Raw genomic sequence first — 26,143 nt, 5'->3', positions numbered from 1 at the left:
TGTGTCAGTGCGTACTTCTTGATGACCAACGGAGGGTGAGATGACAGAGGGCAGCGGGGGACGGATCGGGGTCGGCATGGTCGGCCACGCGTTCATGGGTGCGGTGCACTCACACGCGTGGCGGACCGCGCACCGGTTCTTCGACCTGCCGGTGACACCGGAACTCGCCGTGCTCGGTGGGCGTGACCTCGCGCGCACCAAGGCGGCCGCGGCGAAGTTCGGGTGGCACAGCGTGCAGACGGACTGGCGCGAGCTGGTCCGCTCGCCCGACGTGCAGATCGTGGACATCTGCACGCCGGGCGACTCGCACTGTGAGATAGCGGTGGCGGCGCTGGAGGCCGGCAAGCACGTGCTGTGCGAGAAGCCGCTCGCCAACACCGTCGAGGAGGCGGAGACGATGGTGGCCGCCGCGGAGGCGGCCAGGGAGCGCGGTGTGCGCTCGATGGTGGCGTTCAACTACCGTCGCGTGCCCGCGATCGCCTTCGCCCGCAAGCTGATCGAGGAGGGCCGGCTCGGCGAGGTCCGCCACGTCCGCGCGCTCTACCTGCAGGACTGGCTGTCCGACGCCGACGCGCCAATGACCTGGCGGCTGCGCAAGGACAAGGCCGGCTCCGGCGCGCTCGGCGACCTCGGCGCGCACATCATCGACGCGACGCAGTATCTCGTGGGTGATTTGCTGACCGGCGTCTCCGCGCTCACGAAGACGTTCGTCCACAAGCGACCGGACGAGAGCGGCGGCAAGCTGGACGACGTGACCGTCGACGACGCCGCTGTCTTCTTCGGACGGTTCGCGGGCGGCGCCCTCGCCACGTACGAGGCGACGCGCTTCGCGCTCGGGCGCAAGAACGGCATGTCGCTGGAGATCAACGGCTCGCTCGGCTCGTTGCGGTTCGGCTTCGAGGACATGAACGAGCTGTGGTTCTACGACGGCGCGAACCCCGGTGACGAGGCCGGCTTCCGGCGGATCCTCGTGACCGAGCCCACGCACCCGTACGTCGGCGCGTGGTGGCCACCGGGGCACATTCTCGGCTACGAACACACATTCACCCACGAAGTGGTGGATTTCCTGCGGGCGATACACGACGGGGTGAACCCCAGTCCGTCCTTCAAGGACGGACTCCAGGTGCAGCGGGTGCTCGGCGCGGTAGAAAGGAGTGCCGAGAACGGTTCACAGTGGACGGAGATTCCTGTATGACTGACTTCACCCCTCGCCCGGAACACAAGTTCAGCTTCGGTCTTTGGACCGTGGGCTGGCCGGGCGTCGACCCGTTCGGCGTCGCCACCCGCGAGCCGATGGACCCCGCCCACGCGGTCGAGAAGCTCGCCGAGCTGGGCGCGTACGGCGTGAACTTCCACGACGACGACCTGTTCGGGTTGGGCTCGCCGGACGCCGACCGGGCCGCCAAGATCGCGAGCTTCCGCAAGGCGCTCGACGCCACCGGGCTGATCGTGACGACCGCCACCACCAACCTGTTCAGCCACCCGGTGTTCAAGGAGGGCGCCCTCACGGCGAACGACCGTGACGTTCGTCGCTACGCACTGCGCAAGGTCCTGCGCAACCTGGACCTGGCGGCCGAGCTGGGCGCCAAGACCTACGTCCTGTGGGGCGGCCGAGAGGGCGCCGAGTCGGACGTGGCGAAGGACGTCCGTGCCTCCCTCGACCGGTACAAGGAGTCGCTCGACATCCTGTGCGCGTACGTGCGGGAGCAGGGCTACGACCTCCGCTTCGCGTTGGAGCCCAAGCCGAACGAGCCGCGCGGGAACATCTTCCTGCCGACGATCGGGCACGCGCTCGCCTTCATCAACGAGCTGGAGGAGCCGGACCGGGTCGGCCTCAACCCCGAGGTCGGCCACGAGCAGATGGCCGGTATGTCCGTCGTGCACGGGTATGCCCAGGCGCTGTGGCACAACAAGCTGTTCCACATCGACCTGAACGGCCAGAACGGGCCCCGGTACGACCAGGACCTGCGGTTCGGCAACGGCGACGTCAAGACGGCGTTCCTGCTGGTCGACCTGCTGGAGAACAGCGACTACGACGGTCCGCGCCACTTCGACTTCAAGCCGGGCCGGATCGAGGACGAGTCCGGTGTGTGGGAGTCGGCCAAGGCCTGCATGCGCAACTACCTGATCTTCGCGGAGAAGGCGCGTGCGTTCCGGGCCGACCCGGAGGTCTCGGCGGCGTTCGACGAGGCCCGTGCGGGTGAGCTGTCGAAGCCGACGCTTGCCGACGGCGAGAGCCTCGCGGACCTGCGGGCGGAGGAGTTCGACGCGGAGGCGGCGGCCCTGCGCGGCGCGCACGTGGAAAAGCTCGACCAGCTCGCCCTTGAGCACCTTTTCGGTACTCGCTGACACAAAAAGATAGCGGCGTCGCCCGACCGGCACGTCAGGCGACGCCGCGAACACGGAAAGGAGTGCAACCCCTTCTCGCGGTCCCCATTTCGGTGAGACAAGGAGAAAATACCAGTGCTAGCCCACGGCACGAGTAAGAAGGCGGTTAAACCACCCGGGGTGAGTCGAGGGTTACGGGGCGCTGCCCGTGTCGCCGTCGCGGCGCTCGCACTGCTCACCGGGGCCGGCATGGCGTCGGCGGAGCCGGTGTCCGTGCGACACGACACCACCGTCCTGGTGTTCTCCAAGACCGCCGGCTTCCGGCACGACTCCATTCCGGACGGCATCGCCGCCATCCAGGCCATCGGGGAGCAGAACGGCTTCCACGTCGAGGCGACCGAGGACGCGGCCGCCTTCACGCCCGCCAACCTGTCCCGGTTCGCCGCGGTGGTGTTCCTGTCCACGACCGGTGACGTCCTCGACGCGGACCAGCAGACCGCCTTCGAGAACTACATCGACTCGGGCGGCGGGTACGCGGGCGTCCACGCGGCGGCCGACACCGAGTACGACTGGCCCTTCTACGGCCAGCTCGTCGGTGCGTGGTTCAAGTCGCACCCGGCGATCCAGCAGGCCACGGTCGACGTGGTCGACCACACCCACCCGTCCACGGCGAACCTGCCGGACCGGTGGACGCGCACGGACGAGTGGTACAACTACCGGACCAACCCGCGCGCCAACGTGAAGGTGCTGGCACAGCTGGACGAGACCAGCTACGGCCCCGGCGGCGACGCCATGGGCGACCACCCGATCACCTGGTGTCACACCCAGGAGCAGGGCCGGTCCTGGTACACGGGCCTCGGCCACACCAAGCAGTCCTACACGGAGCCGAACTTCCTGGCCCAGCTGACCGGCGGCATCGAGTACGCGGCCGGGCTCGCGCAGGGCGACTGCTCGCCGGCGTCGACGAACCCGGACGAGCCGCCGACCGACGCGGACTTCGACCAGATCACCCTGGCCAGGGGCGAGGAGGTCACCGGCGAGCCGATGGCGCTGGCCGTGCTGCCGGACCGCCGGGTCATCCACACCTCGCGTGACGGCCGCATCTGGCTGACCACTGCGGAGGCCACGACCAGCCTCGCCGGCCAGATCCCCGTCTACAGCCACGACGAGGACGGCCTGCAGGGCGTCGCGATCGACCCGAACTTCGCCGAGAACCACTGGGTCTACTTCTACTACGCGCCACCGCTCGACACGCCGCCCGGCGACGCGCCGGCCGGCGGCACGGCGGCGGACTTCGCACCGTTCCACGGCTACAACCAGCTGTCCCGGTTCAAGTTCGTCGACGACGGCAACGGCGGCGGCACGGTCGACCTCGCCAGCGAGCAGCGGATCATGCAGGTGAACACCGACCGCGGCCGCTGCTGCCACGTCGGCGGCGAGATCGACTTCGACGGCGCCGGCAACCTGCTGATGTCCACCGGTGACGACACCGACCCGTTCGAGTCGGACGGCTACACGCCGATCGACGAGCGGGCCGACCGCAACCCGGCGTTCGACGCCCAGCGCACCTCGGGCAACACCAACGACCTGCGCGGCAAGGTCCTGCGGATCACCGTGGGCGCGGACGGCGGCTACACCATCCCCGAGGGCAACCTGTTTGCGCCGGGCACCGAGAAGACGCGCCCGGAGATCTACGCGATGGGCTTCCGGAACCCGTTCCGGATGGCGGTCGACAGGACGACCGGATGGATCTACCTCGGCAACTACGGTCCGGACGCCGGTGCGGCCGACCCGGCCCGCGGTCCGGGCGGCACCGTCGAGTTCGACCTGCTCAAGGGACCCGGCAACTACGGTTGGCCGTACTGCGTCGGCGCCAACCAGCCGTTCATCGACTACGACTTCGCCACCGGCCAGTCGGGCCAGGCGTTCTCCTGTGCGGCGCCGAAGAACGAGAGCCCCAACAACACCGGCCTCGTCGACCTGCCGCCGGCGATCGCCGCGTGGATCCCGTACGACGGCGGTTCGGTACCGGAGTTCGGCACCGGCGGCGAGTCGCCGATGGGTGGCCCGGTGTACCACTTCGACCCGAACCTCCAGTCGACGACGAAGTTCCCCGAGTTCTACGACGGGAAGACCTTCGCCTACGAGTGGGACCGCGGCTGGATCCACACGATCGAGGTCGGCCCGAACGGTGAGCGCGGCGCGATCGAGCCGTTCTTCGACTCGATGACGCTGACCAGGCCGATGAACATCGAGTTCGGCCCGGACGGCTCGCTGTACGTGCTCGACTACGGCAGCGGCTACTTCGGTGGCGCCGCGGACTCCGCCCTGTACCGGATCGACTACACCAAGGGCAACCGGACGCCGCAGGTGTCGCTGAAGGCGGACAGGACGTCCGGCCCAGCGCCGCTGACGGTGAACTTCGACCCGGCCGGCACCGCGGACGAGGACGGCGGTGACCTGTCCTACGCGTGGGACTTCGACGGCGACGGCACCACGGACTCCACCGAGGAGGGCCCGGTCTCGCACACCTACGCCGAGCCGGGCCAGTTCTCGGCGAAGCTCTCGGTGACCGACCCGACCGGGCTGACCGGCGCGGCGAGCGTCGTCGTCACGGCCGGCAACACCGCCCCGACGGTGCGGCTGGACACCCCGGTCGACGGTGGGTTCTTCGGCTTCGGTGACGCGGTGCCGTTCAAGGTGACCGTGTCCGACCCCGAGGACGGCACGATCGACTGCTCGAAGGTGACCGTGGAGTACATCCTCGGCCACGACAACCACGGCCACCCGCTGTCGCGGGCGACGGGGTGCGAGGGCACGATCCCGACGCCGGCCGACGAGGGCCACGGCGCGAGCGCCAACGTGTTCGGTGTCATCCACGCGAGCTACACCGACACCGGCGCCACCGGTGCCCCGCCGCTGCTCGGCCAGGACGAGGCGGTGCTGCAGCCCAAGCTGAAGCAGGCCGAGTTCTTCACCGAGCAGAACGGCATCCAGATCGTCAACGCGGACGGTGCGAGCGGCGGCAAGCGCGTCGGCTACATCGACCCGGGCGACTGGATCAAGTTCGACCCGGTGAACCTGACCGGGGTCGACGCGATCGGTTATCGCGTCAGCGCCGGCGGTCCGGGCGGCACGATCACCGTGCACAAGAACGCGGTGGACGGCCCGGTGGTGCAGACCGTGAACGTGCCGCCGACCGGCAGCCCGGACAACTACGTGGACCTCGCGCCCGCCCCGGTCACCGACCCGGGCGGCACCGGCCCGCTCTACCTGGTGTTCAACGGGAACGGTGGCGGACTGTTCGACGTGGACGACATCCAGGTCGAGGGTCCCGGCGTGGTGGGCGGCGGCGATCCGGCCCAGTGCCGGCCGTTCACGCCGGAGGCGGGCTACACCGCCCTGTTCGACGGCACCGCGGCGAGCCTGGCGAACTGGACGCACTCCGGCCCGGGCAGCGTCGAGCTGCAGGACGACTGCACTCTCCGGACCTTCGGCGGCCTCGGCCTGCTGTCGTACAAGGACGAGTTCAACGCCTACAGCCTGAAGCTGGACTGGAAGCTCGCCGGTGACGACAACTCCGGTGTCTTCGTCGGCTACCCGGCGACCGGCGACGACCCGTGGGTCGCGGTCGACCATGGTTACGAGATCCAGATCGACGCGACCGACGCGCCGGAGAAGACGACGGGTTCGATCTACTCGTTCCAGTCGGCCGACCTCCCGGCACGGGACGCCGCGCTGAAGCCGCCGGGGCAGTGGAACTCCTACGAGATCGTGGTGCTCGGGCAGACCATCAAGGTCTACCTGAACGGGTCGCTGATCAACTCGTTCGTCAGCAACGACCCGGCCCGCGACCTCACACAGGGGTTCGTCGGCCTCCAGAACCACGGCGACGGTGACGACGTGTGGTTCCGCGACGTCCAGATCAAGGAGCTGGCGGACGAGACCGCGCCGGTCACGACCGCCACGTTCGACCCGCCTGCGTCGGGCGGCTGGCACCCGGGCACCGTCCCGGTGTCGCTGACCGCCACCGACGAGGGGTTGGGCGTTCAGTTCATCGAGTACAAAGTGGACGGTGGACAGTGGGCTCGCTACACCGGCCCGGTGAGCGTGACCGGCGACGGCGAGCACACGCTGCAGTACCACGCGATCGACAACGCCGGCAACTCCGAGGCGTTGAAGGCGGCGACCATCAAGATCGACGGCACCAGGCCGACGCTCATGGTGGCCGGCGTCGCGGACGGCCAGATCTACGGTGACGCGACCGACGTGGTCCTGTCGTGGCACGCGGAGGACGCCACCTCCGGTGTCGCGTCGGTCTTCGGCGCGCTCGACGGCGAGTCGGTCACCTCGGGCCGTGCGCTCGCGCTGTACCAGCTGCCCCTGGGCACGCACGGGTTCGCGGTGAGCGCGACCGACACGGCGGGGAACGTGACGAGCCAGTCGCTCACGTTCGCCACCACGACGTCGATGCGGGACCTCGGTCAGCTGCTGACCCGGTTCCGCGCGACCAACCGGTTGTCGGCGTCGGCGTACAAACAGTTGAACCAGCTGCTCACCAAGGCCCGCAAGGCCGAGGCGAGCGGCGACGACGAGAAGGCGGTGCGGTTCCTCGGCACTTTCGTCACCCTCGCCATCGACGAGACCCTCGTCGGCGACGCGGATGTGCGGACGGTCCTGGAGCGTGACGCGGGCGCGGTCATCGACTCGATCAACGGGGTTGCGGTATTGCCCCTTTCGGTGAGCGCCCGTTAACTGGGGGTTGCGGCACCCGGTGGGTCGGCGACGCAGCGGAGCGGCTGCCGGCCCACCGGGATCACCCTGGAGGAGGACTGATGTCGGGAACGGGTTTGTGGCTGATCGGAGCAAGGGGCTCCGTGGCCACCACGGCAGTGGTTGGCTTACTGGCGTTACGGGCGAAGCTGGTCGAGCCGATCGGCTGCGTGACGGAGCGGCCCGAGTTCGCGGGCGTGCCACTGTCCACATGGGACGAGATCGTCGTCGGCGGGCATGACATCGTCCATACCCCACTGGAAAAGCGGGCCGAGCAGCTGGCCGGGGCGGGCCTGGTGCCGCACCGAGTCCTGTCCGCGGTGGCGGGCGGCCTGCGCGCGGTCGACGCCCACATCCGCGACGGCTACCACCCGGCCAGCCACTCCGGGTGCCAGTCCTCCGCCGTCGAACGCCTGATGGGCGACCTCATGGCGTTCCGTGCCGCGCACGGCCTGGACCGCGTGGTGGTGGTCAACGTGTCCTCCACCGAGCCGCCGGTCCCGTCCGTGCCAGAACACGAGTCCCTGGCCCTGCTCGAAGAAGCGCTGTCCGATCCGGCCAGGGCCGTCCTGCCGCCCAGCTCGCTGATGGCCTACGCCGCGTTCAGCGCGGGCTGCGCGTTCGTCGACTTCACCCCGTCGCCGGGGGTGCGCCTGCCGGCACTGCACGAGCTGGCGATCGCCCAGGGCGTGCCGTACGCGGGCTCGGACGGCAAGACGGGCGAGACGCTGCTGCGCACGGTCCTGGCCCCGATGTTCACGTCCCGCGCGCTGCGAGTCCGCTCCTGGGCCGGCACGAACCTCCTTGGCGGCGGCGACGGCGCCAACCTCGGCGACCCGGACCAGGCCCGCGGCAAGCTCGAGTCCAAGGCCCGCGGCCTGGCCGCCCTGCTCGGCGAGGGCGTGACGGCGCCACTGCACATCGACAACGTCCCCGACCTCGGCGAGCAGAAGACGGCCTGGGACCACGTCTCGTTCGAGGGCTTCCTCGGCGCCAGGATGAACCTGCAGTTCACATGGACGGGCCTGGACTCGTCCCTGGCGGCGCCGCTGATCCTGGACCTGACGCGCCTGGTGTCCGCCGCACACGCGGCCGGCCAGTCCGGCCCACTGGCGTCCCTGGCGTTCTTCTTCAAGGACCCGGTGGCCACCGACGAGCACCGCTTCGCCCAACAGACGGAGATGCTCTCCAGTTGGGCGCGGGCGCTGATCAATCCACAACCGACGAGTAATCCACAACCGACCGGTAACAACCCCCCGCCACCCCCCACCACCGATAGAATGGCAAGGCGGGACGCCCCCGGGATCGGGTGGGGGTTGGGTAACGCGCGCGAGGAAGCCGATCCCGATCAGGTCTCGCCGTGAAGGCATATCTTCAGCTTGTTCGCGCGCCCGCCGCGCTCACGGTCCTCGGCGACACTGTCGCCGGGGCCGCGGCGGCGGGCAATCCCTTGCGCGGCAGGCGACTCCTCCTTCCCCTTTCGTCCGTTTCCTTCTACTGGGCCGGAATGGCGCTCAACGACTGGGCCGATCGCGCGCTCGACGCCGTCGAGCGCCCCGAACGGCCCATCCCCTCGGGGCGGATCAGCCCCGAGCAAGCGCTCGCGGTCGCCGGCGGGCTCACCGCCGCGGGCCTGGGCCTGGCCCGCGCCGCCGGCGGCCGCGACACCCTCAGGATCGCGCTGCCGCTCGCGGCTGCCGTATGGGCCTACGACACCGTCCTCAAGAACACCGCCGCCGGGCCGGCCGCCATGGCCGCCTGCCGCACGCTCGACGTTCTCATGGGCGGCGCCGGCAGGCAGGCGGTCCGCACCGCCATCGCCGTCGGTGGCCACACGTACGGCGTCACCGCCCTGTCCCGGGGCGAGGTGCACGGCGCGACCACGAAGACCGCGAACGCCGCGCTCGCCGGCACCGGCATCACCGCGCTCGCTGCCGCCACCGGCGCACGCACCTGGCGGGACCGCCTCGGCGCGCTCGCCTTCACCGGCGTCTACGCGAACACGGTCGGCCGGGCCCAGTACGACGCCGCGCAGGACCCGTCCGCCACGCGGGTCCGCGTGGCCACCATGGCCGGCATCCACGGCATGGTCCCGCTCCAGGCCGCCCTCGCCGCCCGCCGCGGCTCCCTGCTCGGGGCGTTCGCGGTCGCCGCCGCGCTGCCCGTCGCGAAGGCGCTCGCCAGGAAGGTGAGCCCCACATGACCTTCCACCTCGGCTACGGCACCAACGGCTTCGCCAACCACCGCCTCGACGACGCCCTCCGCGTCATCGCCGACCTCGGCTACACGGCCGTCGCGCTCACGCTCGACCACGACCACCTCGACCCGTACGCCGACGACCTGCCGAAACGGGTCGACCACGTCGCGGGGCTGCTCGACCGCCTCGGCCTGCGCAGTGTCGTCGAGACCGGCGCCAGGTACCTGCTCGACCCGATCCGCAAGCACTACCCGACGCTGGTCTGCGACTCACCGGACCGCCGCGTCGACTTCCTCAACCGCGCCCTCCGCGTCGCCGAGGGCCTCGGCGCGGACTGCGTGTCGTTCTGGTCCGGCATCAAACCGTCCGATGTGGACGACTCGGTCGCGTGGCGGCGGATGCTCGACGGCATCGCACTGGTGCTCGACGAGGCGGAGGTCCGCGGCGTCCCCCTGGGGCTCGAACCCGAGCCGGGCATGTTCGTCCAGCACCTGTCCGACGCGCTGCGCCTGCGTGAGGAGCTCGGCGCACCAAGGCTTTTCGGCATCACGCTCGACGTCGGCCACTGCGTCGCCGTCGAGCCGGTCGACGCCGCCACGTGTATCCGGCGGGCCGCCGACCTCCTCGTGAACGTCCAGCTCGACGACATGCGCACCGGGGTGCACGAGCATCTTGAGTTCGGCGAGGGCGAGCTCGATCTGCCCGCCACCCTCGCGGCGTTGAGCGAGGTCGGCTACACCGGCGTCGCGGCGGTTGAACTGCCACGGCACAGCCACGCGGCGCCGGTGGTGGCCTCGCGCGCGTTCGCGGCGTTGCGCGGCGCGTGCGTGGCTCGTGAGCACGTGGCGACCGAGCCGGTCGTGCGTGCCGAACCGGCATCCGACTCGGAATGGGTGAGTGACGTGGACCATCCCTGGCTGGTCGAGGCCGAGCAGAAGGTGCGCCGCGATCCGGCGTCTATCGCGTCGTTGTTCCCCGCCGTCGGCCGCAAGGTCGGCCGTGAGCCGCTGCGGCCGGAGACCGATCCCCAGGGCCTCGTCCACGGCACCGTCGACGACCTCGCCCGCATGCGCCTGCTGTCCGTGCTCGCCGAGGTGCTCGAGCCGGAGCCGCTGGCCGAGGAGCTCTCCAAGCTCTACCGGTACGGCGACGACGCGGAGCGCCGCGGCGTGCTGCGTGGTCTCACGGTGCTCACCTCAGTGCCCGCCGGGCTCGAGCTGGTCAAGGACGCGTTGCGTACCAACGACATCCGGCTCGTCGCGGCCGCGATGGGTGAGTTCGCCGGCCGTCACCTCGACGACCACAACTGGCGGCACGGCGTGCTGAAGTGCCTGTTCGTCGGCGTTCCGCTCGCCGCGGTGTCCGATGTGGACGAACGGGCCGACGCGGAGCTGCTGCGGATGGTCGGCGACTACGCCGAGGAACGCAGGGCCGCCGGCCGCACGGTGCCGGCGGACGCCGTCACACTGCTGGAGGCCAGGGCATGAGGATCTTCGACCCGCACATCCACATGTCCTCGCGGACCACCGACGACTACGAGGCCATGTTCGCCGCCGGGGTCCGCGCGCTGGTCGAGCCGGCCTTCTGGCTCGGGCAGCCACGCACGAGCGTCGCCTCGTTCACCGACTACTTCGACTCGCTGATCGGCTGGGAACGGTTCCGCGCCGCGCAGTTCGGCATCCGCCACCACTGCACGATCGCGCTGAACCCCAAGGAGGCCAACGATCCCCGCTGCCGCGAGGTGCTCGACGTGCTGCCGCGCTACCTCGCGAAGGACGGTGTGGTCGCGGTCGGCGAGGTCGGCTACGACTCGATGACGCCGGAGGAGGACGAGGTCTTCGCACGCCAGTTGCAGCTCGCGATCTCCCACGAGTTACCGGCACTCGTCCACACCCCGCACCGCGACAAGCTCGCCGGCACCCGGCGGACGCTCGACGTGGTCAAGGAGTCGGGCATCGACCCGGGCCGTGTGATTGTCGACCACCTCAACGAGCCGACCGTCGGCGTGGTCGCGGAGTCCGGCTGCTGGATGGGTTTCTCCATCTACCCGGACACGAAGATGGACGAGCAGCGGATGGTCGCGATCCTCCAGCGGTACGGCACGGACCGGATGATCGTGAACTCCGCCGCCGACTGGGGTCGCTCGGACCCGCTGAAGACCTACCGGACCGGCCTCGCGATGCTCGACGCCGGCTTCGGCGAGTCCGATGTGGACAAGGTGTTGTGGCAGAATCCCGTGGCGTTCTACGGGCAGAGCGACCGGCTGGTGCTCGACGAGCTGCCCGGCTTCGCGGCGTCGGCGGAGACGTTCGCGGGCAACTCGGTACTGCGTGGCGGCGGGAACACATGAGCCCGCTTTCCTACTGCACCAACGTGCACCCGGCGGAGGACCTGCCGGGGGTGCTGGCGCAGCTCGACCGCTACGCCGAGCCGGTGCGCAGGCTGGTCGGCGTGGACGTGCTCGGCCTCGGGCTGTGGCTGCCGGCCGTGCTGGCGCACGAGCTGGCCGCGTCCCCGCGGCTGCGCGCGAAACTGCGGGCCGAGCTGGACGCCCGCGGGCTAGAGGTCTACACACTCAACGCCTTCCCGTACGGCGGTTTCCACGACGAGGTCGTCAAACACTCGGTCTACCGTCCCGAGTGGACGGACCGCATCCGGCTCCGGTACACCGCCGACTGCGCGCTGGTGCTCGGCGACCTGCTGCCGGACTCGGCCACCTACGGCTCGATCTCGACGTTGCCGCTCGCCTGGCGCACACCGTGGTCCGAGGCCGACGACGTCGCCGCGACCGCCGCACTCACGGAGCTGACCGGGGTGCTGGATGGGATGGCCACCGCCACCGGCCGTCCCATCCGGCTGGCGGTCGAGCCGGAACCGGGCTGCGTGCTGGACACGGTCGCCGACGCGGTGGCGTGGCTGGCGCCGCGCGTCGACCCGCGGTACATCGGGGTGTGCCTGGACACCTGCCACCTCGCGGTGTCCTACGCCGATCCGGTCGCGACGGTCGCGTCGATCTACGCGGCGGGGCTGGAGGTCGTGAAGGTGCAGGCGTCCGCGGCCCTGCAGGTCGAGGACCCGGCCGGCGAGGCGGCACGGCTCGCGCTCGCCGACTTCACCGAGCCGCGGTACCTGCACCAGGTGCGGGAGCTGACGCCGACCGGCACCGTGCTCGCGGCCGACGACCTGCCCCAGGCACACGAAGAGCTGCCGGGCGCCAGTCCGTGGCGCGTGCACTTCCACGTGCCGCTGCACGCCCGCCCGGCCGCGCCGCTGTCGGCGACGACCGACGTGCTGCGCACCGCGATCGAGACCTTGAGATCCACTGTGGACAACATGCCGCACGTTGAGGTAGAGACCTACACGTGGAGCGTCCTGCCGGAAACCGCCGGCAACGGCGGCGACACGGCACTGATCAGGGGCATCGCCGCGGAGCTCCGCTGGGCCGCGGCCAACCTGTTCGAGCTTGGAGGAGTTCGATGACACCGCTGGAGCGGGGCGAGGAAACCGCCGCCGGACCGACGGAAGGAGGTCCCCGCGGATGAGCGCGGTGACCGAGTCGCCACTGTTGGTGCTCGACGTGGTCGGCATGACACCGAAGCTGTTGCGGCACATGCCGAACATCTCCGCGCTCGCGCGGGAGGGCTGGCAGGCCGGCCTCGGCACGGTGCTGCCGGCCGTGACGTGCAGTGTGCAGTCGACGTTCCTGACGGGCAGGATGCCGAACGAGCACGGGATCGTCGGCAACGGCTGGTACTTCCGGGAGCTGGGCGAGGTCTTCCTGTGGCGCCAGCACAACCGGCTGGTCCAGGGCGAGAAGCTGTGGGAGACCGCCCGCGCGGCGAACCCGGACTTCCAGACGGCGAACGTGTGCTGGTGGTACGCGATGGGCGCGACCACGGACATCACGGTGACGCCGCGGCCGATCTACCACGCCGACGGCCGCAAGTCACCCGACGCGTACATCCGCCCACCGGCCCTGCACGACGACCTGGTCGGCGCGCTGGGCGACTTCCCGCTGTTCCAGTACTGGGGCCCGACGGCGTCGCTGGCGTCGAGCGAGTGGATCATCGGCGCGTCCCGCAAGATCCTGCGTGAGCAGCACCCCGACCTGCTGCTGGCCTACGTCCCGCACCTGGACTACGACCTGCAGCGCTTCGGCCCGGACGCGCCCGAGGCCGCGCGTGCCGCCCGCGAGGTGGACGCGGCGCTGAAGCCGCTGCTGGACGACGCCCGCAACGCGGGCGCGCGGGTGGTCGCGCTGTCGGAGTACGGCATCACGTCGGTGCGTCGTCCGGTGGACATCAACCGGCTGCTGCGCCGCGAGGGCCTGCTCGAGGTGTACACGCAGGACGGGATGGAGTACCTGGACCCGTGGGTGTCCAGGGCGTTCGCGGTGGCCGACCACCAGGTGGCGCACGTGTACGTCGCGGACGAGTCGGACATCCCGCGCGTCACGGCGCTGCTGAGCGAGCTGTCGGGGGTGGACGAGGTGCTGGACCGCGCCGCCCAGGCCCGTTACGGCCTGGACCACGCCCGCTCCGGCGAGCTGGTGGTGGTCGCGGACCCGGACGCGTGGTTCACGTACTACTACTGGCTCGACGACGACCGGGCCCCCGACTTCGCCCGCGGCGTGGAGATCCACCGCAAGCCCGGCTACGACCCGGCCGAGCTGTTCTTCAACCCGGCCGACAAGCTCGCGAAGGCGAAGGCGGGGCTGAACCTGGTGCGCAAGAAGGCGGGCCTGCGGTATGCAATGCAGGTGGTGCCACTGGACCCGACGTACGTGCGGGGTTCACACGGGCGGCTGCCGGCGGACCCGGCGGACGGCCCGGTGATCGTGTGCTCGGTTCCGGACGGGGAACCCGCCGGCGCGTTGGCCGCCACTGATGTACGCAATCTTCTGCTGCAGTTGCAGGGAGTCTCGGAAGGAGCTCGACGATGAGTCGACCAGTCACGTTGTTCACCGGCCAGTGGGCCGACCTCCCGTTCGAGGAGGTGTGCAAGCTGGCCGCGCAGTGGGGCTACGACGGGCTGGAGATCGCTTGCTGGGGTGACCACTTCGAGGTGGACCGGGCCCTGGCCGAGGACGACTACGTCCAGAACAAGCTGGACCAGCTGGCCTCGCACGGCCTGAAGGTGTGGACGATCTCCAACCACCTGGTCGGCCAGGCGGTCTGCGACGACCCGATCGACCAGCGCCACCAGGACATCCTCCCGTCCCGCATCTGGGGCGACGGTGACCCCGAGGGCGTCCGCCAGCGGGCCGCGGCCGAGATGGCCGACACCGCCCGCGCCGCGGCGAAGCTCGGCGTGAACACGGTGGTGGGCTTCACCGGGTCGAAGATCTGGAAGTACGTGGCCATGTTCCCGCCCGTCGGCCAGGACGTCATCGACGACGGCTACGCCGACTTCGCGGCCCGCTGGAACCCGATCCTGGACGTGTTCGACGAGGTCGGCGTCCGCTTCGCGCACGAGGTCCACCCGTCGGAGATCGCATACGACTACTGGACCACCAAGCGAACACTGGCGGCGGTGGACAACCGCGAGGCGTTCGGCCTGAACTGGGACCCGTCACACTTCGTGTGGCAGGACCTGGACCCGGTGGGCTTCATCCTCGACTTCGCGGACCGCATCTACCACGTGGACTGCAAGGACGCGAAGAAGAGGTTCGACGGCCGCAACGGCCGCATGGGCTCCCACCTGGCCTGGGCCGACCCCCGCCGCGGCTGGGACTTCGTGTCCACGGGCCATGGTGACGTGCCGTGGGAGGAGTCGTTCCGCGCGCTGAACGCGATCGGCTACGACGGCCCGATCTCCGTGGAGTGGGAGGACGCCGGCATGGACCGCCTGCGCGGCGCCGAGGAGGCGGTCGGCTTCATCAGGTCCCGCCTGTTCGACAAGCCAGACGCGGCCTTCGACGCGGCCTTCTCCACAAAGGACTGACCCCGCCGGTGGGCGGGCTCACCCGCGGAGCCCGCCCACCCCCGGCCCAGGACGAGCGACATGCCGAGTTCGGCGCCAAGGGGGGTCCCACGCCCGGCGAGCCCCGCCAGGGGGTCGGCGGTGTGGGTTCCGTGGGTGAACGGGCAGGCCGTGTCAGGCACGTGCACGACATCCACGATGCCCTGGAGGCCCTTCTCGGGACCTGTTCTTCGGGGCATCGGCGGCGTCCCGAACACGCGCCTCCGTCGTGGTCCGCGTCCAGAGCTCGTTCCCGTCCAGAGTTCGTTCCCGTCCAGCCTGGCTCGCCAGCCCGTTGATCTTTCCGAATCGATTTCGATCCCGCTCCGCCCGGTGACCGATCCGCAACCCTGCTCCACTCTCAAACCCAATGGAGGGATTTGTCGTGGCTATTTCCAGAAGGTCGATGCTTCGCGGTGCCGCCGGTGCGGCGCTCGCGGTCGGTGCTGCCGGCGCGTTGCCCGCGGTCGCGTCCGCGGAGGGGGCCGGGCACGGCGGTGGGCACGGGTGCTTCCGGGTGCCTCGGGACAAGATCAGCATTCAGCTCTACAGCCTGCGGTCCATCCTCGAGACCGATCTGGAGGGCACGCTCGACGCGCTCGCCGACATCGGGTTCCGCAAGGTCGAGCTGGCCGGAACCTACGGCCGCACCGCCACGGAGTTCCGGAAGCTCCTCGACCGACGGCACCTGAAGGCGACCTCCACCCACGTCGGCATCGACGGGACCGATCTCAACCAGGCCATCGCCGACGCCAAGGTGCTCGGCAACCGGCGGAGCAACCATCCCTACGCCAACTTCGCGACGATCGCCGAGTGGGAGGCGTTCGCCGACCGGCTGGAGGCGGCCGGCAAGGTCTACCGGCAGGCCGGGATCAAGTTCGGCTACCACAACCACAACCAGGAGTTCCTGGCCATCGGCGGGGTGCGGCCCTACGACGTGCTCACGGGTCGGACCACCCGCCGCAACGTCGACTTCGAGATGGACCTGTTCTGGGTGGTCACGGGCGGTGCCGATCCGGTGACGGAGTTCCACCGGATCGCCGGCCGGGTCAAGCAGTACCACGTCAAGGACCGCAACCCGGACGGCGGCTTCGCCGACCCGGGTGAGGGAACCATCGACTTCCGGCGGATCTTCCGCGCCAACCACCAGCTCGAGGTCGAGGAGTACATCATCGAGAACGACGAGCCGGTGGACCCGCTGAAGTTCGCCGCGACCGGTTACAACTATCTCGCCAACCTGCGGTTCTAGCGGACCTGGGCGCGGTCGTACCGCCCCGGCCGCGCCCTACACTCGATCTCGGAGGTGTTGACCATGCCGCTGGTGGCCGGGGTCGACTCGTCGACCCAGTCCTGCAAGGTGGTTGTGCGTGACGCCGAGTCCGGCGCCCTCGTGCGCAGCGGATCCGCGCCACACCCGGACGGGACGGAGGTGGACCCGGTCGCCTGGTGGACCGCGCTGCGGTCGGCCGTCGACCAGGCCGGCGGCATCGACGACGTCGCGGCCGTGGCGGTCGCCGGGCAGCAGCACGGCATGGTGTGCCTCACCGAGGACGGCGAGGTCGTCCGGCCCGCGCTGCTGTGGAACGACACCCGTTCCGCACAGGCCGCCGCCGACCTCGTCGACGAGCTGGGCGGCGGCGCGGCCTGGGCCGACGCGGTCGGCGTGGTCCCGGTCGCGTCGATGACCGTCGCCAAGCTGCGCTGGCTGCGCGACCACGAGCCGGAGTCGGTCGCCCGCACGGCAGCCGTGTGCCTGCCCCACGACTACCTCACGTGGCGCCTGTCCGGCGGCTCCCTGGACCGCCTGACCACCGACCGCGGCGACGCCTCCGGCACGGCGTACTTCTCCGCCGCGACCAGCACCTACCGCATCGATCTTCTCGAGCTGGCGCTCGGCGCCACCCCGCGGCTGCCCAGGGTGCTCGGCCCGTCCGACGACTCCGGCCGAACCCCGGCAGGCGCCCTGCTCGGCGCCGGCACGGGCGACAACATGGCCGCCGCCCTGGGCGTCGGCGCCGAGCCGGGCGACGTCGTGGTGTCGATCGGCACGTCCGGCACCGCGTTCGCCGTCGCCGACAAGCCGAGCGCCGACGCCGGCGGCCTGGTCGCCGGCTTCGCCGACGCCACCGGCAGGTTCCTCCCGCTGGTGTGCACCCTGAACGCCGCCCGCGTGCTGGACGCGGTCGCACGCATGCTCGGGGTCGACCACGAGCAGTTCGCGGAGCTCGCGCTGTCCGCCCCACCCGGCGCCGACGGCCTGACGCTCGTCCCGTACCTGGAGGGCGAGCGCACCCCGAACCTCCCGGCCGCGACCGGTGCCCTGCACGGCCTCCGCCTCGCGAACGCGACCCCGGCCCACCAGGCCCGCGCCGCCGTCGAGGGCATGCTGTGCGGCCTGGCCGACGCCCTGGACGCCCTTGTGGCACAAGGAGTCCGCACCGACCGCGTGCTGCTCGTCGGTGGTGGCGCCCGGTCCGCCGCTGTCCGCCGCATCGCCCCGACCGTGCTCGGCCGCCCGGTCCTGGTGCCGGAGCCGGGCGAGTACGTCGCCGACGGCGCGGCCCGCCAGGCGGCATGGACCCTCGCGGGTGGCGACTCCCCACCGAACTGGCGCCTCGGCGCCATGCAGCGCGTGTCGGGCGACGCGACCCCGGGACTCCGTGGGCGCTACGCGGAGGCTCGGGACAAGATCCTCGACCGTCCGGCATGAGCTTGGGCATGCGACCGATCTGACCTCGGACTCCGTGAGCGCTACGCGGAGGCTCGGGACAAGATCCTCGACCGCCCGGCATGAGCTTGGGCATGCGACTTGCCGGACCGGTGTGAACGCGGTGATCCGGTCGAGGTCGGCGTGCAGCATCCCGTTCTAGGTCGGCCTGCGTGAGGGTGGCGCCGGGCAGCCAGCCGGGCAGCCGCAGCTCGACCTCGGACGGCCCGACCGTCCTGCGGGCGTCGACCGCCGCCGGAGCGGCCTTGCCCTGGCACCGGGTGCCGGTTGAGCACCGGGTGCCGGATGAGTTGGGGTGTCAGGCCCTGCTAGAACTGGTCGCACCAACGGGCTGATCCCGGCCTGCCCGACGCAAGGGAGTTCGTTCTCGTGGAGTTCGTTCGCCTCCTTCTGGTGTTCCTGCACCTGCTCGGCATGGCGCTGCTGGTGGGCATGTTCCTGGTCCAGCGCCGCGCGCCGGCCGACGCGCCGCTGAACCAGGGATGGCTGCACATCGCGGCCCTGCAGCTGATCACGGGTCTCGCGCTACAGCTGCTGGCCCCGGCCACGGACCAGCACTACAACGGTGCGAAGCTCGGCATCAAGACGTTGGTCCTGCTGGTGATCGGCGCGTTGGCCCTCGTGTACGTGATCCGCAAGGTGCCCGCGCCGAAGTGGTTGCCTCCTTCGTTGGTGGGGTTGGTCGTCGTGAACGTGGGCATCGCGGTCTTCTGGACCTAACGAGATGGACCGGCACTGACGGGACCGTGCGGCGCCGGGGTCGGTGAAGACCGTAGGTGCTGTTCGGGCCGTGCCCCGAAAGGCGGTTCGGGACGCGGATGTCGTGAACGTGCCCTCACGCCGCGAGCCCGCCGGAAGTGGCTCCGTCGGTCTCTGTCATGCGGGGCCGGCGACCTGGCCGGTGACGTGCTCACGACGGAGCTGGCGAACGTGGGCCGGCTATGTGGCTGGCGAACATGGCCGGCGACGTGGTTGGCCCCGCGTTCGGTGTTCGGGTTGTGGGCACAGGATTCCGGGCACGCCGGGCACGCCGGGCACGCCAGGCACCTGGTCGCCGAGGTGGTTGGGCGTCGTTTCGGTTGGGTCCGTTTGGGTGCCGAGGTCGTCGTCGGACCTGGCTTCGGGTGGGTTGAACTGTGTGGTGGCCCTGGTTTTGGGCGCGTTGAACTTCGAGTCCAATGTCTACCGGTCCTTCGAGTCGTGGTGGGTAGAGTGGTTACTGGCGAGTAGGCCCTGGTCGTGGGAAAGCCCTGGTCGTGAGAAAGGTGTTCGCGCATGTCAGTGGGGCGGGAGTTCGACGTCGTGCTCTTCGGGGCCACCGGCTTCACCGGGCAGCTCACAGCCGAGTACCTGGCCGAGCACGCGCCCAACGCCTGCCGGTGGGCGCTCGCCGGGCGGTCCCGGGAGAAGCTGCTGGCGGTGCGGGAGCGGCTTGCCGAGATCAACCCGTCGTGTGCTGATCTGGACCTCCTCATCGCGGACGTGACCGACCGCGACTCCCTGCGTGCCGTCGCTTCGCGGGCACGGGTGATCGCCACCACCGTCGGGCCCTATCTCCATCACGGCGAACCGCTGGTCGCCGTGTGTGCGGAGACGGGGACCGACTACCTCGACCTCAGCGGTGAGCCCGAGTTCGTCGATCGGATGTACCTCGCGTACCACGACGTCGCGGTGGCCAGCAGGGCGCGGATCGTGCATGCGGCCGGGTTCGACTCCGTTCCTCATGACCTTGGGGTCCTGTTCACGGTCCAGCAGTTGCCCGAGGACGTCCCGCTGGCCGTCGAGGGGTACCTGTCCCTCTCCGGGGCCTTCTCGGCCGGCACCTACCACTCCGCGATCAACGCCTTCTCCCGGTTGCGGGAGATGAGCGCGGTCGCCAAGCGGCGGCGGCGAGCCGAGCCACGGCCGGACGGACGCTCGGTGAAGGGCGTCAAGGGGCGGCCGCGGTTCGAGGAGGCCGTCGGCGCGTGGTTGTTGCCCGCGCCCACGATCGATCCGCAGGTGGTGTTGCGGTCGGCGCGCGCGCTCGACCGGTACGGGCCGGCCTTCACCTACGGGCACTACCTCGCGGTCAGGAAGCTGCCCGCGGCGGCCGGGATCGCCGGCGCCGTCGGGGCGGCCGTTGTGCTCGCGCAGGTGCCGTTCACGCGGAACTGGCTGCTCGGACGCATGGCGGCAGGGGATGGCCCCACCGCGGAGCGGCGCGACAAGGCCTGGTTCCGGGTGCGGTTCGTCGGTGAAGGGGGTGGCCGGCGGGTGGTCACGGAGGTGTCCGGGGGTGACCCCGGGTATGGCGAGACGGCCAAGATGCTCGGCGAGTCGGCGTTGTGCCTCGCCTTCGACGATCTGCCGAAGACGGCTGGGCAGGTGACGCCCGCCGTCGCCATGGGGAGTCGGCTGGTCGACCGGCTCGGGCGGGCCGGGCTGACGTTTCGGGTGGTGGAGTAGCGGCGTTGTGCATGGGTTGATCGTGCCTGGGATGGGCGCGGTGCGGCTGGCGGCGGCGGCGAAATGTGGACAACTGGTCGGGCTGTGGACAAGTGCCCCGGACGTGCCCGGACGAGTCCGCCGGTTGTCGGGGTGCCGTGGTAATGGGCCGGCTGAGCTGCGACGACGAGGCCGCCGCCGCCACCGGCGGACAGCGGAAGCGTCTACTCAGGAGGACCTCCGCTCGCCGCGCGAAGCAGGAAACAAGGCCGTCACAATTGACCACAACGCACGTGTTCGATCACGTTGAGTGCCAACACCGGTCCGCCCAAGGAACGATTGGGTCACGCGCCACTACGCGGCGGTAGCACTTCGCCGAGCGCAGAGTACGGTCTCGCCATTGGTTGGGCGTTCGGCGCGTGGCCGGGCGCCTGAGAATGAACGCGGAGGGAGAAAGCCTTGCGCTTCAAGCGGGGAGTCGCGGTCACCGCGATCGCGCTGACCAGCGTGCTGTCCGTGGTTGGTTGTGCGAAGGACTCGGGATCCTCGAACAACTCTTCGGGTGGCGACAGCGGTGCCGCGGGTTGCAAGACCGTGGACAAGCCGGCGGCGGCGTCCGGACAGACGTCGTCGTCCGCGAGCGGCACCAAGGTGGACGGTAGTGCCCTGAAGGTCGGGATGGCCTACGACATCGGCGGCCGTGGCGACGCGTCGTTCAACGACTCCGCCGCTGCCGGCCTGGACAAGGCCATCTCGGACATCGGCGTCAAGAAGGAGAACACCAAGGAGCTCGCCGCCACCGACCAGGAGAGCGAGGACTCGAAGCTCACCCGTCTGCGTCAGCTGGCGCAGGGCGGTGACGACCCGGTGGTCGCCATCGGCTTCGGGTACACCGACGCCACGGTCAAGGTCGCGGCCGAGTTCCCGAACATCCACTTCGCGGTGGTCGACGGCTTCGCCGAGAACGCGCCGAAGAACATCACCTGGCTGGGCTTCGCCGAGCAGGAGGGCTCCTTCCTCGTCGGCGTCATCGCCGCGCTGAAGAGCAAGTCCTGCACCATCGGCTTCGTCGGCGGCGTCAACGTGCCGCTGATCCAGAAGTTCCAGGCCGGCTTCGAGCAGGGTGTGAAGGCCGTCGCGCCGAAGGCCAAGATCGTCTCGAAGTACATCACCGAGGCGGGCGACCTGACCGGCTTCGCCGACCCGCCCAAGGGCCAGGTCGCCGCGAAGGGCCTGATCGACCAGGGCGCGGACGTCGTCTACCACGCCGCGGGCGCCTCCGGTAAGGGTGTGTTCGCCGCCGCCAAGGACGCCAACGTGCTGGCCATCGGCGTCGACTCCGACCAGTACAACCAGAAGACGGTCGCCGCGGACAAGGACATCATCCTGACGTCCATGCTCAAGCGGGTCGACGTCGCGGTGTTCGACTACATCTCCGCGGTCGCGTCGAAGGACCTCTCCACCCTGCCGCAGGTCTTCGACCTGAAGGTGGACGGCGTCGGCTACGCCACCTCCGGCGGCAAGATCGACGACGAGACCAAGGGCTGGGTCGAGGCGTACAAGCAGCAGATCATCGACGGCAAGATCAAGGTCGACACCACGCCGAGCAGCTGACACCAGGTGTGATGCCCGTGGGTGTGTGGCTCAGCCACGCACCCACGGGTCTTTCCTGTGAAGGAAGTCCCAAATGACCGACACCGAGGTCGATACCGAGGCCGCGGTGGTCCTGACCGGGATCACCAAGCGGTTCCCCGGCGTCGTCGCCAACAGCGACGTGCACCTGACGGTCCGCACCGGCGAGGTGCACGCCCTGTGCGGCGAGAACGGCGCGGGCAAGTCCACCCTGATGAAGATCCTCTACGGGATGCAGTCCCCGGACGAGGGCGACATCGAGGTGAACGGCGAGCGGGTCAGCTTCAGATCCCCGTCGGACGCGATCAAGGCCGGCATCGGCATGGTCCACCAGCACTTCATGCTCGCCGACAACCTGACCGTGCTCGAGAACGTGGTGCTCGGCGCCGAGGGTCTCCACGGCATCGGCAAGAAGGCCAGGAACCGGATCCGTGGCCTGACGGGGTCGGTCGGCCTCGACCTCGACCCCGACACGCTGGTCGAACGCCTCGGCGTCGCCGACCGGCAGCGGGTGGAGATCCTCAAGGTCCTCTACCGGGGCGCGAAGATCATCATCCTCGACGAGCCGACCGCCGTGCTCGTCCCGCAGGAGGTCGACGAGCTGTTCAACACGCTGCGCACCATGCGCGCGGACGGCTACACCTTCCTGTTCATCTCCCACAAGCTCGACGAGGTCCGCGCCATCGCGGACTCGATCACCGTGATCCGCCGCGGCACCACGGTCGGCACGGTCGACCCGAGGACGGTCACCACCCGGCAGCTCGCCGAGATGATGGTCGGCTCCGAGCTGCCGAGCCCCGAGACCCGCGAGTCGACGGTCACCGACAAGGTGGTCCTGCAGGTCGAGGGCCTAGTCCTGGAGACGCCCGACGGCCGGCGGCTGCTCGACGCGCTGGACCTGACCGTCCACTCCGGTGAGGTGCTCGGCATCGCGGGCGTCGAGGGCAACGGCCAGACCGAGCTGGTCGAGACGATCATGGGCATCCGCCGGGCGGCCGCCGGCAAGGTCACGCTCGACGGCCAGAACCTGACGAGGGCCGGCACGCTGGCCCGCCGCGAGGCCGGCATCGGCTACATCCCCGAGGACCGCACCCGCCACGGTCTGCTGCTCACCGAGCCGCTGTGGGCGAACCGGATCCTCGGCTACCAGACCAGGCGCCCGACCGCGCGTGGCGCGTTCATCGACATCGCGGGCGCACGCAGGGACACCCAGCGGATCGTCGAGCAGTTCGACGTCCGCACCCCCGGCATCGAGGTCGCGGCGGCCTCGCTGTCCGGCGGCAACCAGCAGAAGCTCGTGATCGGCCGGGAGCTGTCCGGCGAGCCGAAGCTGCTGATCGCCTCGCACCCGACCCGCGGCGTCGACGTCGGCGCGCAGGCCGCCATCTGGGACCACATCCGCGCCGCCCGGCACAACGGCCTCGCGGTGCTGCTGGTGTCCGCAGACCTCGACGAGCTGATCGGCCTCTCCGACTCGATCAAGGTCATGCTGCGTGGGAAGTTCGTCGCGGACGCCGATCCGGCGACGGTCACGCCGGAGGACCTCGGCAGCGCGATGACCGGCGCCGCGCAGGTGGACGAGTCGGGTCTTCTGGTCACTGGAGGTGAGCAATGACGTCGCGGCTGCGCTCGTCGCTGCTGGCGCCCGTCCTCGCGGTCGTCTTCGCGGCCGTGCTGTGCGCGATCGTGCTGATCCTGTCCGGGGCGAACCCGGGCGAGGCGCTCGGCGCGATGATCGGTCAGGTCGGCGAGGGCCAGATCGCGGTCGACATCGTCAACTCGACCGCGATCTACATGCTGGCCGCACTGGCCGCCGCCATCGGGTTCCACATGAACCTGCTGAACATCGGGATCGAGGGCCAGTACCGGGTGGGCGCCCTGGTCGCGGCCATCGTCGGCGGCGCGCTCGTGCTGCCGCCCGTGCTGCACTGGCTGGTGATCCTGCTGGTTGCGGCGGCCGCCGGCGCGGCGTGGGCCACGCTGCCGGCGATCCTGAAGGTCACGCGCGGGGTGCACGAGGTGCTCTCCACGATCATGATGAACGCGATCGCCTTCGGGCTCGCCGCGTTCCTGATCCGGCGCGACCAGTTCGGCATCCTGGTCGGCAACAACGTCACCACGAAGCCGATCCCGTCCTCCGGCCAGGTGCCCGGCATCGACCTCGGTGACCGCGGCACCGTCTTCGGCCTGGTGTTCCTGTCGGTCGTCGCGGCCGCGGTGTACGGGGTGGTGTTGAACCGGACCCGGTTCGGCTTCGAGCTGAAGGCGTCCGGGCTGTCGCCGACCGCGGCCGCGGCGGGCGGGGTCAACGCCAAGAAGATGATCGTGGTCTCGCTGCTGGTGTCCGGTGCGGTCGCCGGGCTGGTCGGCATGCCGGAGATCCTCGGCCGCGACCACGCGTACACGCTGAACTTCGCGTCCGGCTACGGGTTCGCGGGCATCGGCATCGCGCTGCTCGGGCGTAACCACCCGGTCGGCATCGCGTTCGGGTCGCTCCTGTGGGCGTTCCTGGAGAAGTCCAAGGGCGCGCTCGACAACGTGGGCGTGCCGAAGGAGATCGCGACGATCATGCAGGGCGCGATCGTGCTGTCCGTGGTTGTCGCGTACGAGATCGTCAAGCGGATGGAGCTGGCCGCCGAGCAGCGTCGCGTAGGCCAGGCCACGGGTACCGCAGTCGAACCGGAGGCGGCCAAGTGAGCGGGACTCGCGGCGCGAACCACGACCAGCAGCGGCCCGGGCGGACCCTGCGAGCAGAGGGCGAGGTGCGGTCGTGAGCATGGTGGACGTGCAGCCGGGAGCCTCCGGCGTGACGATGACGCCGCCGCCGCGCAGGCAGAAGCTGCCCGGCTCGCTGGTGTTCACGATCGGTGTGCTCGGCGTGGTCTTCGTGCTGGCGATGACGTCGTACCTGACCGGGGAACCGGCGCTGACGTCGTCGTCGACGATGAAGAACACCGTCTCGCTCGGCCTGCCGATCCTGCTCTGTGGCCTCGGCGGCATCTGGGCCGAGCGGTCCGGCATGATCAACATCGGCCTCGAGGGCATGATGATCCTCGGTACCTGGGGCGCGGCGTTCGGCGGCTACCACTGGGGTCCATGGATGGCCGTGGTGTCCGGGATGGTCTTCGGCGCGCTGGGCGGGGCCCTGCACGCGGTCGCGACGGTGACCTTCGGGGTCAACCACATCGTCTCCGGCGTGGCGATCAACCTGCTGGGCGCCGGCGTGACGAAGTACCTGACGACGCTGATCTTCCAGCCGCTGTCGGACAACCCGCGTGAGTCGCCGCCGATCCAGCAGTTCGACACGTTCTCCGTGTCCGGTCTCGGGGACTGGCTCGCCGGCCTGGAGAAGGACCAGCGGGTGATCATCTCCGACGTCGCCGGCCTGGTGCGCGGGCTGGTGACCGGGGTGTCGCCGCTGCTGATCATCGGGATCCTGTTGGTCGTCGCGACGTACGTGGTGCTGTGGCGCACCCGGTTCGGCCTGCGGCTGCGGTCGTGCGGGGAGAACCCGGTGGCCGCCGAGTCGTTGGGCGTCAACGTCTACCTGTACAAGTACCTGGCCGTCATCGCGTCCGGTGCCCTCGCGGGGATCGCGGGCGCGGCGCTGGTGCTCGGCTCCGGCGTGCCGATCTACCAGGAGGGGCAGACCGCGAACCGCGGCTTCATCGGCCTCGCCGCGATGATCTTCGGCAACTGGCGGCCGGGTGGCACGCTGGCCGGCTCGGCGCTGTTCGGCTACGCGGACGGGTTGCGGCTGTCCGCGACGCCCGAGGCCGTGCACGCGCTGCTGTACTCGGCGGTCATCGTGGTCGGGCTGCTGGTGATCTGGCAGCTGTACCGCAGGAAGTGGACGACGGCCATGCTCGCGGCGGTCGGCGCCGTGGCCGTGTACGCGCTGTACTACTTCACGGACGAGCTGCCACAGGAGTTCCTGCCGTACGCGCCGCACATCATCACGCTCGTGGTGCTGGCACTGGCCGCGCAACGACTACGTCCGCCCGCCGCGGACGGTGTGCCATACCGACGGGGTGAAGGTGACTGAGCGGAGCTTGCGGAGCGAACATCGTGTCTGAGCGGAGCTTGCGGAGCGAACG

General features: G+C 70.2%; 18 protein-coding genes. All 18 read left to right on the top strand.

What is annotated here, in order from left to right; translation table 11 throughout:
- Positions 1 to 40: 40 nt before the first annotated feature.
- Positions 41 to 1,195, top strand: a complete 1,155-nt coding sequence (locus VET29_RS29515; protein WP_324926406.1) for a Gfo/Idh/MocA family oxidoreductase — start codon at positions 41 to 43, stop codon at positions 1,193 to 1,195.
- Positions 1,192 to 2,349, top strand: a complete 1,158-nt coding sequence (gene xylA, locus VET29_RS29510; protein WP_324926404.1) for a xylose isomerase — start codon at positions 1,192 to 1,194, stop codon at positions 2,347 to 2,349. Before VET29_RS29515 ends, xylA begins: the two co-directional genes overlap by 4 nt.
- 228 nt (positions 2,350 to 2,577) lie before the next feature.
- Entirely contained in the window at positions 2,578 to 7,083 is a 4,506-nt protein-coding gene (locus tag VET29_RS29505; RefSeq protein WP_324926479.1) for a ThuA domain-containing protein, read from the top strand.
- Between the two features lie 80 nt (positions 7,084 to 7,163).
- Positions 7,164 to 8,465, top strand: coding sequence for an inositol-3-phosphate synthase (locus tag VET29_RS29500; RefSeq protein ID WP_324926402.1), 1,302 nt, complete (start codon positions 7,164 to 7,166; stop codon positions 8,463 to 8,465).
- Entirely contained in the window at positions 8,462 to 9,304 is an 843-nt protein-coding gene (locus VET29_RS29495) for an SCO3242 family prenyltransferase (RefSeq protein ID WP_324926401.1), read from the top strand. Before VET29_RS29500 ends, VET29_RS29495 begins: the two co-directional genes overlap by 4 nt.
- Positions 9,301 to 10,785 (top strand): EboA domain-containing protein, encoded by a 1,485-nt coding sequence (locus VET29_RS29490; RefSeq protein ID WP_324926398.1) that lies wholly within the window; start codon positions 9,301 to 9,303, stop codon positions 10,783 to 10,785. Before VET29_RS29495 ends, VET29_RS29490 begins: the two co-directional genes overlap by 4 nt.
- Positions 10,782 to 11,648 carry a TatD family hydrolase gene (locus tag VET29_RS29485; RefSeq protein WP_324926396.1) on the top strand — a complete coding sequence of 289 codons (867 nt, stop codon included), beginning with the start codon at positions 10,782 to 10,784 and terminating at the stop codon, positions 11,646 to 11,648. The genes VET29_RS29490 and VET29_RS29485 overlap by 4 nt, the downstream gene beginning before the upstream one ends.
- Positions 11,645 to 12,778 carry a metabolite traffic protein EboE gene (gene eboE / locus VET29_RS29480; protein ID WP_324926394.1) on the top strand — a complete coding sequence of 378 codons (1,134 nt, stop codon included), beginning with the start codon at positions 11,645 to 11,647 and terminating at the stop codon, positions 12,776 to 12,778. Before VET29_RS29485 ends, eboE begins: the two co-directional genes overlap by 4 nt.
- A gap of 58 nt (positions 12,779 to 12,836) precedes the next feature.
- Positions 12,837 to 14,240, top strand: coding sequence for an alkaline phosphatase family protein (locus tag VET29_RS29475; RefSeq protein WP_324926392.1), 1,404 nt, complete (start codon positions 12,837 to 12,839; stop codon positions 14,238 to 14,240).
- Positions 14,237 to 15,241, top strand: coding sequence for a sugar phosphate isomerase/epimerase family protein (locus tag VET29_RS29470; RefSeq protein WP_324926390.1), 1,005 nt, complete (start codon positions 14,237 to 14,239; stop codon positions 15,239 to 15,241). The genes VET29_RS29475 and VET29_RS29470 overlap by 4 nt, the downstream gene beginning before the upstream one ends.
- 388 nt (positions 15,242 to 15,629) lie before the next feature.
- Positions 15,630 to 16,508, top strand: coding sequence for a sugar phosphate isomerase/epimerase family protein (locus VET29_RS29465; RefSeq protein WP_414636652.1), 879 nt, complete (start codon positions 15,630 to 15,632; stop codon positions 16,506 to 16,508).
- 63 nt (positions 16,509 to 16,571) lie between these two features.
- The gene (gene xylB, locus VET29_RS29460; protein ID WP_324926388.1) at positions 16,572 to 17,969 is read left to right on the top strand and encodes a xylulokinase; all 1,398 of its coding nucleotides are present in this window, start codon (positions 16,572 to 16,574) and stop codon (positions 17,967 to 17,969) included.
- Between the two features lie 387 nt (positions 17,970 to 18,356).
- The gene (locus VET29_RS29455) at positions 18,357 to 18,707 is read left to right on the top strand and encodes a hypothetical protein (RefSeq protein ID WP_324926386.1); all 351 of its coding nucleotides are present in this window, start codon (positions 18,357 to 18,359) and stop codon (positions 18,705 to 18,707) included.
- A 555-nt stretch (positions 18,708 to 19,262) separates the two neighbouring features.
- The gene (locus tag VET29_RS29450) at positions 19,263 to 20,435 is read left to right on the top strand and encodes a saccharopine dehydrogenase family protein (RefSeq protein WP_324926384.1); all 1,173 of its coding nucleotides are present in this window, start codon (positions 19,263 to 19,265) and stop codon (positions 20,433 to 20,435) included.
- A 438-nt stretch (positions 20,436 to 20,873) separates the two neighbouring features.
- Positions 20,874 to 22,028 (top strand): BMP family ABC transporter substrate-binding protein, encoded by a 1,155-nt coding sequence (locus VET29_RS29445; RefSeq protein ID WP_324926382.1) that lies wholly within the window; start codon positions 20,874 to 20,876, stop codon positions 22,026 to 22,028.
- Between the two features lie 73 nt (positions 22,029 to 22,101).
- On the top strand, positions 22,102 to 23,661 hold the full coding sequence (locus VET29_RS29440) for an ABC transporter ATP-binding protein (protein WP_324926380.1): 1,560 nt from the start codon (positions 22,102 to 22,104) through the stop codon (positions 23,659 to 23,661).
- Positions 23,658 to 24,743, top strand: coding sequence for an ABC transporter permease (locus VET29_RS29435; protein ID WP_324926378.1), 1,086 nt, complete (start codon positions 23,658 to 23,660; stop codon positions 24,741 to 24,743). The genes VET29_RS29440 and VET29_RS29435 overlap by 4 nt, the downstream gene beginning before the upstream one ends.
- 79 nt (positions 24,744 to 24,822) lie before the next feature.
- Positions 24,823 to 26,091 carry an ABC transporter permease gene (locus VET29_RS29430; protein WP_324926475.1) on the top strand — a complete coding sequence of 423 codons (1,269 nt, stop codon included), beginning with the start codon at positions 24,823 to 24,825 and terminating at the stop codon, positions 26,089 to 26,091.
- Positions 26,092 to 26,143: the final 52 nt, after the last annotated feature.

It is taken from the genome of Actinophytocola sp., assembly GCF_035634895.1.
Lineage (GTDB): Bacteria > Actinomycetota > Actinomycetes > Mycobacteriales > Pseudonocardiaceae > Actinophytocola.
Note: the sequence above shows the minus strand (reverse complement) of the source record. Positions and strands in the feature narration are given on the sequence as shown.

What these genes read in the sequence shown, in the direction of transcription:
- VET29_RS29450 (WP_324926384.1), top strand. Translation starts at nt 19,263, where the DNA reads ATGTCAGTGGGGCGGGAGTTCGACGTCGTGCTCTTCGGGGCCACCGGC.
- VET29_RS29470 (WP_324926390.1), top strand. Translation starts at nt 14,237, where the DNA reads ATGAGTCGACCAGTCACGTTGTTCACCGGCCAGTGGGCCGACCTCCCG.
- VET29_RS29435 (WP_324926378.1), top strand. Translation starts at nt 23,658, where the DNA reads ATGACGTCGCGGCTGCGCTCGTCGCTGCTGGCGCCCGTCCTCGCGGTC.
- VET29_RS29485 (WP_324926396.1), top strand. Translation starts at nt 10,782, where the DNA reads ATGAGGATCTTCGACCCGCACATCCACATGTCCTCGCGGACCACCGAC.
- xylA (WP_324926404.1), top strand. Translation starts at nt 1,192, where the DNA reads ATGACTGACTTCACCCCTCGCCCGGAACACAAGTTCAGCTTCGGTCTT.
- VET29_RS29515 (WP_324926406.1), top strand. Translation starts at nt 41, where the DNA reads ATGACAGAGGGCAGCGGGGGACGGATCGGGGTCGGCATGGTCGGCCAC.
- VET29_RS29440 (WP_324926380.1), top strand. Translation starts at nt 22,102, where the DNA reads ATGACCGACACCGAGGTCGATACCGAGGCCGCGGTGGTCCTGACCGGG.
- VET29_RS29430 (WP_324926475.1), top strand. Translation starts at nt 24,823, where the DNA reads ATGGTGGACGTGCAGCCGGGAGCCTCCGGCGTGACGATGACGCCGCCG.
- VET29_RS29465 (WP_414636652.1), top strand. Translation starts at nt 15,630, where the DNA reads ATGGAGGGATTTGTCGTGGCTATTTCCAGAAGGTCGATGCTTCGCGGT.
- VET29_RS29500 (WP_324926402.1), top strand. Translation starts at nt 7,164, where the DNA reads ATGTCGGGAACGGGTTTGTGGCTGATCGGAGCAAGGGGCTCCGTGGCC.
- VET29_RS29505 (WP_324926479.1), top strand. Translation starts at nt 2,578, where the DNA reads ATGGCGTCGGCGGAGCCGGTGTCCGTGCGACACGACACCACCGTCCTG.
- eboE (WP_324926394.1), top strand. Translation starts at nt 11,645, where the DNA reads ATGAGCCCGCTTTCCTACTGCACCAACGTGCACCCGGCGGAGGACCTG.
- VET29_RS29475 (WP_324926392.1), top strand. Translation starts at nt 12,837, where the DNA reads ATGAGCGCGGTGACCGAGTCGCCACTGTTGGTGCTCGACGTGGTCGGC.
- xylB (WP_324926388.1), top strand. Translation starts at nt 16,572, where the DNA reads ATGCCGCTGGTGGCCGGGGTCGACTCGTCGACCCAGTCCTGCAAGGTG.
- VET29_RS29490 (WP_324926398.1), top strand. Translation starts at nt 9,301, where the DNA reads ATGACCTTCCACCTCGGCTACGGCACCAACGGCTTCGCCAACCACCGC.